The sequence below is a fragment of the Anoxybacter fermentans genome (assembly GCF_003991135.1).
Classification (GTDB): Bacteria; Bacillota; Halanaerobiia; order DY22613; family DY22613; genus Anoxybacter; species Anoxybacter fermentans.
In genome coordinates, this window is sequence record NZ_CP016379.1 from 219,877 (window position 1) to 233,522 (window position 13,646).

Consider the following 13,646-nt stretch of genomic DNA (forward strand, 5'->3'; position numbering starts at 1 on the left):
TTTTTCGTTAAACCATCTTTACTGAAATTGAAAAGAATGGCCTTATATTAGGGTATAATGAGCTAATCAAGGGTCATAAGGACCCATTGATTAGTGTGTCTTATTTCGACTGAAATCGAACTTTAGATGGTTTGAAGATTTTTTATGAAGCGAGAAATTAGCTTTTTGTAGTAAAATCACAAAAAAGAAAGCTATGGTCTATTTTTTGACTATAGCTTTTTTTTTTTAATGCCAAGGAAATTATACAGCTGTGGATAATTTCTTTGGCACCAACAAATTTTCTTTATAAAATATAGTGAAAAATAACACGTTTATTGTCGAAAAAAATAACACTTTGGCTTTATAAATCTATAATTATTGCTAAAAATATATATATTTTAAACTTTATAGATCTATTAATTATTGATCAAAAAATAAGGGAATTTCTTAATTAAATCACTTTCGATTATATTGTATTGATAAACTTTCAAAATACACAATATATTGATCCACAATCTTTGAAAATTTAATTATAAAATTCCCTTAAATAAAATATAATTGGCATATTTTTTGCTTAATTTTTCATATTGGTTTTTCGATTAACTTAAGATTTAGGGAATTCATCTATTTTTTCAATGTAATTAAGTTGCAAAATACTAGCGGTGAAATGTTTGGACAGATCATTAGTAATAAGATTGAACAAAAATTTAAAAAGGAGTGTTGCAAAAGTAGATATGAAAAGTTTAGCATTAATAGATCAACTGCCAGTTGCTGTTTTTATCATCGATAAAGATCATAAAGTTTGTTATTGGAATAATAAGTGTGAAATAATCACAGGAGTTCCAAAAGAAAAAATTATTGGGACTTCCGATCATTCTATAGCTTTTTATGAAAAAAGGCGTCCACTACTTGCAGATTTGGTTTTAGATCAAGAAGATAGAATTCTGGAATTATATCCAGACTGTAAAAAAATAGATGGTTGGTATACTGGAACAGCTTATTTTCCCTTCTTGAAAGGAGGAGAAAAGTTTTTTCAGTTTAGTGCAAAACCCATTTATGAGAATAAAAAGTTGGTCGGAGTGATGGAGATTCTTTTTGATATAACACACTTAAAACAAATAGATAATTTTAATGAGGATATTTATGAAAATTCGATGGAAGCCATTTGTGTTTTTGATATGGAGAGTTTGGAGATATGTTTTGTCAATAAATCAGCTTTAGAAATATATGGTTATAAGCTTAAAGATCGACAGCAGGTAATTGGACAAAGTATTTTAAATTTTTCAGTTGTAAGAGCCGAAGAAATTAAAACTTTTATCCAGAAGATTATAAAAAATGGTATAAAAAGTTTCCAGACCATTCATATAAAAAAGAACGGGAAAAGAATTCATGTTTCTGGTAATTGTCGAAAAATTAAATACCTTGGTCGTGATTGTATTCTGGTAAATATAAAAGACATTTCTAATGAAATAAAAGCTTTTGAAGAGAAGAATAGAACATGTGAAGAAATTTTAAAGGTTTTATCACGTTCAATTGATTATCGAGATAGTTATACTGAAGAACATTCTGAAAGAGTAAAAAACTATGCGGTAAAATTAGCTAAAGAATTATTATTGCCTGAATCTTTAGTTGAGGAAATCCGAATTGGTAGTTTATTACATGATCTCGGAAAATTAGGTATTCCTGATCAAATAATAAATAAACAAGGACTACTGAGTGTAGAGGAATATGAGAAGATAAAGGAACATCCCCGGATTGGGTATCGTATTATTGAACCGGTTCAAATTTCCAGAAATATTAAAGCAATAATTCTTTTCCATCATGAAAGGTGGGATGGCCAGGGTTATCCCCTGGGTCTTAAAGGTGATGAAATTCCTTTGCCAGCTCGAATTGTGGCAATTGCTGATGCCTTTGATGCCATGACCAGTAATCGAGTTTATCGAAAAGCTTGCTCAAAAGAAGAAGCATTAAAAGAAATTCAAGCCTGTAGTGGTAGTCAGTTCGACCCCCAATTAAGTAAAGTATTTATAAAGATGATAGAAAAAGAAATAAATTTAAACAAAAATTTGTAAAAACTATTAGTTCTACGGCTAAAATTGAACTAACTTCTTGAAAAGATTTAGTAGTCTGTTATAAAACTTTGTGGACGAGCCGAATCAGGTATTGATTTCCTCAGTCTTCTTTTTCTTTAAGATTGACCATTTAGCCAGAAAGACTGGTAAGAAATTTAGGGGATTGTTCAATAAATTTCAAGAGGCTACACCTTTTCTAATTAACACTTCTACTTTTGCATGTTTTTCCCCTTTTTAGATAATTAAATGATGAATTTATTACAGGATATTTAAAATAACTGCCTAATATTAAAAGAGGGTTTTAGGTATATGTTTTCTGGCAAATAATACCTAACTTTTCCTGGATAAGACGGAGCAAAAGCCCAACTAAGTAATCCAGAAGCTCTTTTATTTCTTTTTAGGTTCGTTGAGTTTATTATATCAAATAAGGGATTTATTGGTCTAAACCTGATAAACATAATGGGTTTAGCTTCCTAATTAACTGTGAAAGTTGAGTAATTGGGTTTGGGGAGGATATTCTAATGGATGAAGTAAAAATTTTAAACATTTTAGGTAATGAGTTATTAGTAGGAATCGCTTTTGTTACAGTAGATGGTAAAATAAATTTTGCTAATCAGTTATTTTGTGAAATTGCAAATAACCATGATCTAATTGGAATGGATTTTTCAGTTCTTGATTTTACGCGTGTTAAGGAACTGTTCTATACGGGAAAAAATCAAATTTCGAGAGTCGCAACTATCAATGGTGAAAGATATTTGATTCATGAGAAAATAGTTAAAGATGATCAAAATATGAAGGGTGCTATAATTCTTTTAATTCCAATAGAGAGTGAAATTATTAAACGGATTTGTCAGCAGTATTCTGCTATAAAAAAACTAGATAAATCAGAAAAAAATCAGAAAAGTATCTCAAAATATACAATTAAAGATCTAAAAGGAAAAAGTTGTTTTATCCAAAATTTACGTGAGCAAATCTATAAAGTAAGTCAATTCGATTCATCTATTTTGATTACAGGTGAAAGTGGAACAGGTAAGGAACTGGTAGCTCACGCTATTCATTCATTAAGTAAACGGAGAAACGGACCTTTTATCATTGTAAATTGTGGTGCTTTACCGGAACAGATTGCCGAGGCTGAATTATTTGGTTATGAAGAGGGAAGCTTTACTGGGGCAAAAAAAGGAGGAAGAATAGGTAAGTTTGAAGCTGCTGATGGGGGAACAATCTTTTTGGATGAAATTGGGGATCTTCCTAAGAGTATACAGGTCAAAATATTGCGCGTGTTACAGGAAAGAGAGATTCAACGGGTGGGGAGTCATTTAGTTAAGAAGGTGGATATTCGAATCATTGCTGCTACAAATCGGAATTTAGAGGAGATGATTCAATCTGGAGATTTAAGGGAAGACTTATTTTATAGGTTAAATGTTATACGATTACATCTTGTTCCCCTACGAGAACGAAGAGAAGATATTCCTGAACTAACTTACTTTTTTCTGGATAAATTGAATAAAAAATATTTGATGAATAAAAAGATTACAGAGGCTGCTGTGGAATATTTACAAAAGCAGAGGTGGCCAGGGAATATTCGTCAGTTACATAATATGATTGAACATGCTTTTGTAATTTCAGGAAATATTATTGATATAGATGATTTTATTATTTTGGAGAATGAGAATAATAATTATAATCTTAATGCAAATATTGAGGATGATTTAAATAGTCAATTAGAAAAATTGGAAAAATCTTTAATAATAAAAGCCTTAGAAAAAGCGAATTGGAATAAAACCCAGGCCGCAGATTTATTAGGTATTCATAGAACTTCTCTTTATCAGAAACTCGAAAAATACGGTTTAAAAAAAAATGAGAGTAAAAATATAATGGTTTCATTTTATTTAATAGATGTTGAAATTGAGATGAATAGGAAAATTTTTTATTCAAAGAAGGTGAAATCTTTCTCTTTGTCTAATATATCCAAATAAGTTTTTTTGTCGGGATAATTTCTTATTTAAAAGTAAAAAATTTAAGTATAGTTAATCAAGAATTTGGAAGGAGGGAAAGGTGGTTATACCACTGAAAATATGATTAAAGACAAAGAAAAAAAATTAGTACAACGTCATGAAATTCCTGAAGAATATAGATGGAAAACAGAGGATATTTACCCGGATGTAGATACATGGGAAGCTGATTTTCAAAAAGTAAAAGAACGAATCCCGAAATTTGAAAAATTTAGAGGTCACCTGGGTGAATCAGCAGAAAAATTGTTGGATTGTTTAAAGTTCAGGGATGAAACCGGAGAAATTGCCCAGAGATTGTTCGGTTATGCCAGTCGTAAGAGAGATGAGGATACCCGTATCTCCAAATATCAGAGTCTGTATAATCGGAGTTTTAGCCTTTTGACTGAATTACAAAGTGCCACATCTTTTATTGTACCTGAAATTTTAACTATACCGGAAGAGAAACTTAAAGAGTTTATGCAGACTAATTCTGAACTTGCAATCTACTGTCATTATATTGATAATATAACCCGGGTTCGGGAACATGTACTTTCGCCTGAATTGGAAAAGGTTCTGGCTATGACTTCAGAGTTAGCCAATGCACCATCTCAAATTTTCACCATGATTGATGATGCTGATATCAAATATCCCTGTGTAAAAGATGAAGATGGAAATGAAGTTGAGCTTACCAAAGGCAGATTCTTAAAGTTTATGCAAAGTAAAGACAGGCGGCTCAGGAAAGATGCCTTTGAAGCTTTTTATAGTTCTTATGATAAGCTTAAAAATACTATTGCCACTACACTTGCTTCTAGCATTAAAGCAGATATTTTCAATGCAAGAGTAAGGAAATATAACTCTACATTAGAAGCAGCTCTGGATGAAGATAATATTCCGGTTAGTGTTTATCATAATCTGATCAAAACCGTTTCTAATAACTTAGAACCGATGTATAAATATGTAAGACTTAGGAAAAAGTTGCTGGGTGTTGATGAACTACATATGTATGATCTTTATGTATCCTTAATTAAGGATATAGATATTGAGATTCCTTATGAAGAAGCCAAAAAGAAGGTTATAGAGGGTCTGGCACCTTTGGGGAAAGAATATCAGGATTTGCTTAAAATGGGCTTAGAATCCCGGTGGGTGGACGTTTATGAAAATGAAGGTAAGGCCAGTGGAGCTTATTCAGCTGGTATTTACGGAGTCCATCCTATTGTCCTATTGAATTATAACGATACTCTTGACAGTATGTTTACCCTGGCCCATGAGATGGGACATGCTATTCATTCTTATTTATCAAATGAAGCACAACCTTTTGTCTATCACCGCTATACGATTTTTCTGGCAGAGGTTGCTTCGACTTTAAATGAAGTTTTGTTGATGGATCATCTTTTAAAGACTACAGAAGAAAAAGAGGTTAAACTGGCGATTTTAAACCATTTCCTTGAACAATTTAGAGGAACCGTATATCGTCAAACTATGTTTGCTGAGTTTGAGCAGATTATTCATCAAAAATCTGAAGAGGGAGAAGTTTTGACCCATGAGGTGTTAGGCAAGTTATATCATGAGCTTAATGAGAAATACTATGGTCCTGATATGGTAGTTGACCCACAGATTGATCTGGAATGGGCCCGAATTCCTCATTTTTATTCTAATTTCTATGTTTACAAATATGCTACCGGATTTGCAGCAGCTACTTCTCTGGCACGGCAGATTATTGAAGAAGGTCAGCCTGCTGTAAAGCGGTATATTGAATTCTTAAGAGCTGGTAATTCAGATTACCCAATTAATATACTGAAAAAAGCTGGGGTGGATATGACCACTCCAGAACCTATTGAACAGGCTCTTCAGACTTTCAGGGAACTGGTAGATGAGATGGAAAGATTAACATCGGAATAATTTTTTAAGATCAAGTCCCTGCAATTTCGTAGGGACTTGATTTTTTAATTAATAGTTTATTTGAGAAGATTTTAATAAAATGATTAAACTGCAAAAAGCTAATTTTGAACGATATAGAAATTTTTCATTTAACCATCTTAGTGAGATTTTAGTCGAAATAAGGCCTCATTACAGGATGTATTGATTAGTGTGCCTTATTTCGACTGAAATCTAACTTTAGATGGTTCGAAAAATTTTTTATAAAGCAAAAAATTAGCTTTTTGCAGTAAAATCATAAAATGAATTTTTTTAAATATAATGAAGGAATTTAGGATTATGAAGTAGAAATAAACAAAATATAACGACTGAATAGAGAAGAATTACTAATCAGTAAGAAAAGCATGGGATTAAAAATCTGATTATGAGGATTTTTATTTAAAAGAGGAGGTTATATTTAAAAGTACATATGCAGATTAGTCAGAAAAAGAGCTAGAAAGACTCAAAAAAATTAAAGAATTTATTTTAATTGGTTATGTTAACAAAAATAAGTTAACCCATATTTTGTATATTTAATAAACTATATTAAAGAGGAGGGGTTTAAATATGAATTTTCTAAAGAGGGTTTCAATAATTACTCTGATTTTTGTTTTGACTGTCTCTGTATTGGCTTTTGCGGCAGAACCGGTTAAGGTGACCATTCTACATACCAATGATACTCATGGTCGGATTGCCAGCTTTACACCTAGAGGAGAAGAAAAGGAAATTGGCGGCTTTGCACGAATCTTAACTCTCATTAATAAGATACGGGCAGAAGAGGAGAATGTTATTCTTCTGGATGCTGGTGATACTTTACATGGAACCAATTTAGTAAATCTGCAAAAGGGTTTGAATATGCTAACTTTGCTCAATACTATGGGTTATGATGCTATGGTTCCAGGTAATCATGATTTCAATTATGGTTATAAACATCTCTTGAAATTAGCTAAGTTTGCTAAGTTTGATATAGTCTCTGCCAATGTTGAAAAAGATGGTGCTTTACTTTTTGCTCCTTATACTATTTTGGAAAAAGGTGGTTATCGTTTTGCTATTTTAGGTATATCTACACCGGAAACACCAATCACAACCCATCCAGCTAATGTTGCCGGATTGAATTTTGTTGATCCAATTCAGAGAGTTAAGGAGATAGTTGAAAAGTTAAGTGGTAGTGTTGATTTCATTATTATGTTAAGCCATCTGGGTTATGAAGGTGACAGGATGATTGCTGAGCAGGTTCCAGGTCTGGATATAATTATCGGTGGCCATAGTCATACTTCTCTGGAAGAACCTGTGGTGGTCAATGGTGTAATTATTGCCCAGGATGGAGATTATGGTCGGACTCTGGGCCGGATTGATTTAACCATTGAAGATGGTAAGATTATTAAATACAGCGGTCGATTAATCCCTGTTAAAGATACAATTGCTAAAAATCCGGTAGTAGATGTTGTTGTAAAAGCATATGAAGATAAATTGAGGACTTTGATGGGAGAAGTTGTAGGTACTACTTCAGTAGATCTTGTAGGTGAGCGTGCACTGGTTCGGACTCAGGAGACTAACCTGGGTAATTTGATTACTGATATAATGTTAGCTTATTGTGATGCTGATCTGGTTATGACCAATGGCGGGGGAATTCGCGCTTCCATTGCTAAGGGTGATATTACCATTGGTGATATTTATACCGTTCTTCCATTCGATAATACCCTGGTAGTTCTTGAGTTGACTGGTGCTCAGATTAAAGCTGCATTGGAGCATGGTGTGAGAAAATATCCGAAACAAAATGGTGGATTTCTCCATGTTGCAGGTATGACTTATGCTTTTGATCCTAATAGACCCGCTGGTGATCGGATAGTGGAGGTTAAAATTCGGGGTAAAGACTTAGATTTAAATAAAATCTATCGGGTAGCCACTAATGATTTCTTAGCTGCTGGTGGAGATGGTTATTCTATGTTCACTGAAGGAACCATTGTCTATCAGTCCGGGTCATACTTACGTGATCTGATGGTTGATTACTTAAGAGAACATGGTTCTGTTTCTCCTGAGGTAGAGGGGCGTATTACTATTCGCTAAATTTAAAGATATGATTAAACTGCAAAAAGCTAATTTTGAGTGCTATTGAAATTTTTCGTTAAATCATCTTAGTGAAATTTCAGTCGAAATAAGGCCTCATCACAGGATGTATTGATTAGTGTGCCTTATTTCGACTGAAAATCAAACTTTAGATGGTTCGAAAAATTTCTTTATGAAGCAGAAAATTAGCTTTTTGCAGTAAGATCAGATATTAACTTATCTGAAGAAGCACCATCTAAATTTTTGGGATGGTGCTTTTAATATTTTTGGTGAAAAAATTTTCAAATTGAAATGAACCTTTTGCATATATCAATCGTCATATTAACGACGGGATGAAAAAAAGGAGGGGATAGCCTTTGCAGGAAATAGAATTGGTTCAGCGTGCCCAAAAGGGAGATAGAAAGGCGTTAAAAGAACTTTTACAAATGAATTATTCTATTCTCAAAGGCTATCTTCTAAAAATCACTTTGGATCCTGATCTGGCGGCAGATTTGACGCAGGAGACAATGCTTAAAGCAATTCTGAAATTGCAAAAATTTAAGGGCCAGTCTAAATTTTCGACCTGGCTTATAACTATAGGTTCAAATCTTTATCGGGATTATTTAAAGAAAAATCGCCATCTAATAATGGTAGATTATCCGGAACGATTTGAATCGATAACGGAAATGAAAGAAGCGGGATTAATTATTGAAGAAATGCTTTTAAAATTACCAGCAGAAAAACGTATGGTTTTAGTCCTAAAACACTATTTTGGCTACACATATGAAGAGATTAGTAAAATAATCAAATGTCCGGTCGGGACAGTTAAATCCAGAATGTATTATTGTCTGGAATTTTTACAGAACCAGATTGAAAGGGGGAATAAGGGTTGAGTTGTAAAATTTTTCGTCAGCAAATGATGGATCTGATTTATTGTGAGGGTAAGAGTGATCTTACTTTAGAAATACATCTTAAAAAATGCCCCCAATGTGCAGAGTTCTGGTCTAATTTACAGCATGTTAAAGAGATGTTGGGAGAGATGATACCTCCTGAAGAAACAGGTTTAGTAGAAATTAATAATGTAATACATAAAGCCAATTCGATTCTAAAAATGTGTAGGTTAGTTAATGATTTGATAAAATTTGGTGGCCTTATTAGTCTGGTATTCTTAATTTATTATCAATTTTATTTGTGGTTTGGTACAGAAGGATTGCTATCCATATATCTCGTTTTTTATATAACTCTTCCTTTTTCTCTAATCCCGTTAAAAAATTTGAATTAGCCAGGAGGGAGTTAAATGAATCTGTGGTTGTTTATATTAATAGGATTTATTTTAGCTGCACAGGCGGTCTGGATTTTTCTTGATGCCAGAAAAAGGGGAGAAAGTTACTGGCTCTGGGGGTTTTTTGGCCTTTTAAATTTTCCCAGCAGTTTAATTATTTATCTCCTCGTTACCAGAACAAAAAAGATAACCTGTCCTGATTGTGGGCGGAAATTCAGCAAAAATAATAACTGCTGTCCTCATTGTGGAGGTGCAACACTGACATGTCCTGGTTGTCATGAACAGATTCAGATAAGTTGGGTTTATTGTCCTTATTGTTCATGTAAATTAAAGGAAGGAGATGATTAAATGGATTATGCGATAGAGGTTCAGGGGTTAAGCAAGAAATTTGCTGAGAAATATGCTGTTAAAGATTTAAATTTTCAAATACAGAGAGGGGAAATTGTGGCTTTTTTGGGGCCAAATGGTGCAGGTAAGACTACAACTGTTAGATTATTAAATGGAGTATTACGACCTACAGCAGGTACCATAAAGATATTGGGTTATGAATTGAATAGGGATGTTATAAAGATACAATCAAGAACTGGAGTGGTTACAGAGACTTTTACTCTTTATGAAAGGCTTACTGGAAGATATAATTTAAAATTTTATGGAAACCTTTATGGTTTAAAAACAGATGTGATCAATCATAAAATATCTGCTATGATTTCATTTTTTAATTTTGAAGATTATATTGATCGACCAGTTGAAACATATAGTACGGGAATGAAGAAAAAGTTATCTCTGGCTAGAGCTCTTTTGCATGATCCTGAAATACTTTTTTTAGATGAGCCTACAACCGGTCTTGATCCTGAAGCATCCCGTACAGTAATTAAGTATATAGCAAAGTTGAATCAGGAGGAAAAAAAGACAATTTTTTTATGTACTCATAACCTGGAGGTAGCTGAAATTTTAGCTACCAGAATTATGCTTATTGATAAAGGCCAACTTATTACTATTGGAACACCTGATGAATTAAAGAAGAAGTTGTGGCCTGATGTTCAGGTAGATATTGAGTGCAAAATGTGGGGGAATGAGAAGAAAGAAAAGATATATGAAATTGATTGGATAACCGATATTAAAGATATTGGAAATAAAGAGGGAGTAACTAAATTATCTATTAATGTTGCTGAAAGAAAGTATATTCCTGATCTAGTTGAAATCTTGATTCAACAGGGGTGCCGTATTTTTTCTGTGGTGGAAAAAGAACATTCTTTAGAGGAGATATATTTTAAATTGAGGGAGGGAAAAAAATGAATGTCGGGAAAATAAAAGCCATTGTTGCAAAGGACATTAAAGAAGTTACAGAGAGTCTGCAGATGCTGGTACCAATAATAGTGGTGCCACTGATAATTTTGGTGATAATTCCACTGGTATTAATTCTTTTACCTCGTTTTATAGAAATCCCTTCAAATATGCATCAGATTATTGATAATATGATAAAAAATATGCCTATAATAATGAAAAATAAAATTATTAATTTTGATCAACAACAATTACTTATTTACATGATGATTAATTACTTTTTTGGGCCGCTTTTTTTAATTATACCGCTGATGGTATCGAGTATAATTGCTGCCAATAGTTTTGCGGGTGAAAAAGAGAAAAAGACTTTAGAAGGTCTTCTCTATGCTCCCGTTACTGATTTTCAATTATATTTGAGTAAATGTCTTGCTGCATTTATTCCGGCAGTATCAGTTGCTTTTATTGGATTTGTTGTATATGCTATAATTATCGATATATTAACTTATCCGGTATTTGGTTTTTTAATTTTACCAAATAGTCATTGGATAGGTTTAATATTATGGTTGGTACCTACGTTTTCTTTCTTCGGTCTTGGTGTAACAGTACTTGTATCTGCAAAAGTACGGGGATTTCAGGAAGCACAACAGTTAGCTGGAGTTGTAGTAATTCCGATTTTAGCAATGATTATTATGCAATTAAGTGGTGTTATCTTTCTCAGTGGATGGGTTATTTTTATAATTGGTTTCATTTTTCTACTGATGGATATATTTTTGCTTAAAATTGGAGCTAATTTGTTTAAAGGAGATAAAATATTAGATAAGTTCGTATAAAATTGAAATGTTTTCCAGTCAGAAGGAGGGGATGAAAATGTTTGAAGGGATGACTTTGGCTGAAATTCTAAAACTGTTATTACCTTTGATTATGATTCAGGTGATTTTAATTATTATTACCCTGACTGTTTTGATCAAGGCTGAAAGGGTGCGCTTTATGCCAAAATGGGCCTGGGCATTGATTATTATCCTATTTTCCAATCTTGGTCTTGGGCCTATTGTTTTTTTAATCTTTGGAAGAGAGAAGGATGTGTAAATTATGCTTGAAGTAAAAAATCTGATTAAAAGATATGGAAATTTTACTGTTTTGAAAGGGATTAACTTTACTATTGAAAAGGGTAGTGTTTTTGGTTTTCTTGGGCCAAACGGTGCTGGAAAATCTACAACTATGAACATTTTAACTGGCTTAATTGATTATGAAGAAGGTCAAATTTTCCTGGATGGTCAGGACTTTGGTAAGAATAAAGAGACTTTACGACTCCGAATTGGGTATCTTCCCGAGAATCCGATTTATTATCCCTATATGAATGCTTATGAATATTTATGGATGATTGGTGATTTAAGCGGGTATCCGGTCAATCAAATAAAAAAACGTATAGATGAATTACTTAAGTTGGTTGGGTTAAAGGATGCAGCTAGACGAAGAGTGGGCGGTTATAGTCGCGGGATGAAGCAGCGTCTCGGTCTGGCAGTGGCTCTCTTTAACCATCCTGATTATCTTTTTTTAGATGAACCGACTTCCGCTCTGGATCCTGAAGGTAGATTGGAAATGCTTAAGCTGATGGAAGAGTTAAAAGAATTGAAGATTACAGTATTTCTCTCTACTCATATCCTGGCAGATGTAGAACGGGTCTGTGATAAAGTAAGTATTCTTCATAAGGGTGAGATAAAATTGACAGAAACTATGGTAGATTTGCGGAAAAAGTTTATCCAACCTATCTTCGATCTGGAAATGGAGGGGAATCTTGAAGAAATTAAAGATGAACTGAAAAGATTGGAATGGGTAGAAGAGGTGCATATTGATGAATCTAAGATTGCTGTATATGTGACTGATCTTGAGATTGGAAAAAAAGAATTACCTCAGGTCATTGGACGGTTAAAGATGCCACTTATTTCCTATAAGATCCGTCAGACTACATTGGAGGATATTTTTATAAGGATGGTGAAGAGAGATGAGAACTTTTAAGGCCTATTTTAGAAAAGAAATCATCGAATCCTGGCGGCAATATCGGTATCTAATATTGGTAGTGGGGTTTATCTTTTTTGCTATTCTTGGCCCGGTCATGATCAAACTGCTGCCCGTTATACTTAAAGGTAAAATTCCAGAAGAATTGATCAGATTAATTAATTTTACACCGTTAGAAGCAGCTCGCAGTTATATGAAGGATGTATTTCAAATTGTTAATCTCTTCGTGGTTCTGAGCTTAATGGGAATTTTCAGTGACGAAATTAACAATCAGAAGCTGGTTTTTCCCTATTCTAAAGGGGCGCGGATTGAAGGAATAGTGTTGGCAAAATTCAGTCATTATGCAATAACTATTTTTATATGTTCTCTTTTGGGTTTTGCATTGAATACATATTATGTCAATTCACTCTTTAAAGGGGATAGGGTTAGTTATGCTCAGATGATGGGATCAGCATCTCTTTTTGCTCTCTATTATATTTTTACTATTGCACTGCTCTTTTTCTTAAGTAGTCTAACAAGGCGGGGTATTGCAGCGGGAATTACTGTGCTTTTGTTTAATTACTTATCTCCCCTGGTTCTTCAGCTATTCAGGTTACAAGGTTGGGTACCGCATACGCTGGTAATTCAAGCCAATAGATTGGGGATGGTAGATTCAGGACTTTTAAAACAGATTTTGGTGAGTGTTATTTTCTATATTTTAATTTTACAGTGGCTAACTATAAGAAAGATGAAAAAAGTGGAGGTAGTTTAAATTAAATCAGAGGGATTTAAAAACGATGATATTGAAATTTTAAAAGAAGCTCATCAATCTAGATTATGAGATCTTTCATCATAAATGGACCGATGATATTAATGTGATAGATTAAAAAGACAGCCGTACACTTAAGTCAGGCTGTCTTTTTTATTTTGTAATTGATTATACTGCAAAAAGCTAATTTTGAGCGATATAGAAATTTTTCGTCAAATCATCTTAGCGAGATTTCCGACGAAATAAGGCCTTATCACAGGAGGTGATGAGCTAATCAAGGGCCAAGGAGGGTCCTTTGATTAGGAAGCCTTATT

12 protein-coding genes are annotated in these 13,646 nt (G+C 33.3%); all 12 read left to right on the plus strand.

The window, feature by feature from the left end:
* Positions 1-650: 650 nt before the first annotated feature.
* The 12 genes from BBF96_RS01005 to BBF96_RS01060 all read left to right on the plus strand — a co-directional run bounded on the left by BBF96_RS01005 (position 651) and on the right by BBF96_RS01060 (position 13,335).
* On the plus strand, positions 651-2,051 hold the full coding sequence (locus tag BBF96_RS01005) for an HD domain-containing phosphohydrolase (protein WP_127015420.1): 1,401 nt from the start codon (positions 651-653) through the stop codon (positions 2,049-2,051).
* 521 nt (positions 2,052-2,572) lie between these two features.
* On the plus strand, positions 2,573-4,027 hold the full coding sequence (locus BBF96_RS01010; RefSeq protein ID WP_127015421.1) for a sigma-54 interaction domain-containing protein: 1,455 nt from the start codon (positions 2,573-2,575) through the stop codon (positions 4,025-4,027).
* Between the two features lie 99 nt (positions 4,028-4,126).
* Positions 4,127-5,941 carry an oligoendopeptidase F gene (gene pepF / locus BBF96_RS01015; RefSeq protein ID WP_127018140.1) on the plus strand — a complete coding sequence of 605 codons (1,815 nt, stop codon included), beginning with the start codon at positions 4,127-4,129 and terminating at the stop codon, positions 5,939-5,941.
* A 582-nt stretch (positions 5,942-6,523) separates the two neighbouring features.
* The gene (locus BBF96_RS01020) at positions 6,524-8,023 is read left to right on the plus strand and encodes a bifunctional metallophosphatase/5'-nucleotidase (protein ID WP_127015422.1); all 1,500 of its coding nucleotides are present in this window, start codon (positions 6,524-6,526) and stop codon (positions 8,021-8,023) included.
* 356 nt (positions 8,024-8,379) lie between these two features.
* Entirely contained in the window at positions 8,380-8,895 is a 516-nt protein-coding gene (locus tag BBF96_RS01025; RefSeq protein WP_127015423.1) for a sigma-70 family RNA polymerase sigma factor, read from the plus strand.
* The gene (locus BBF96_RS01030; protein ID WP_127015424.1) at positions 8,892-9,284 is read left to right on the plus strand and encodes an anti-sigma factor; all 393 of its coding nucleotides are present in this window, start codon (positions 8,892-8,894) and stop codon (positions 9,282-9,284) included. Before BBF96_RS01025 ends, BBF96_RS01030 begins: the two co-directional genes overlap by 4 nt.
* 15 nt (positions 9,285-9,299) lie before the next feature.
* Positions 9,300-9,632, plus strand: a complete 333-nt coding sequence (locus BBF96_RS01035; protein WP_127015425.1) for a zinc ribbon domain-containing protein — start codon at positions 9,300-9,302, stop codon at positions 9,630-9,632.
* A complete protein-coding gene (locus tag BBF96_RS01040) occupies positions 9,633-10,580 on the plus strand; it encodes an ABC transporter ATP-binding protein (protein ID WP_127015426.1) in 948 nt (315 codons plus the stop codon). It abuts the gene before it with no gap.
* Positions 10,577-11,398, plus strand: coding sequence for an ABC transporter permease (locus BBF96_RS01045; protein ID WP_127015427.1), 822 nt, complete (start codon positions 10,577-10,579; stop codon positions 11,396-11,398). The genes BBF96_RS01040 and BBF96_RS01045 overlap by 4 nt, the downstream gene beginning before the upstream one ends.
* Before the next feature lie 37 nt (positions 11,399-11,435).
* Positions 11,436-11,654, plus strand: coding sequence for a PLDc N-terminal domain-containing protein (locus BBF96_RS01050; RefSeq protein ID WP_127015428.1), 219 nt, complete (start codon positions 11,436-11,438; stop codon positions 11,652-11,654).
* A 3-nt stretch (positions 11,655-11,657) separates the two neighbouring features.
* Entirely contained in the window at positions 11,658-12,584 is a 927-nt protein-coding gene (locus tag BBF96_RS01055) for an ABC transporter ATP-binding protein (RefSeq protein ID WP_127015429.1), read from the plus strand.
* A complete protein-coding gene (locus BBF96_RS01060; protein WP_127015430.1) occupies positions 12,571-13,335 on the plus strand; it encodes an ABC transporter permease in 765 nt (254 codons plus the stop codon). Before BBF96_RS01055 ends, BBF96_RS01060 begins: the two co-directional genes overlap by 14 nt.
* Positions 13,336-13,646 lie beyond the last annotated feature (311 nt).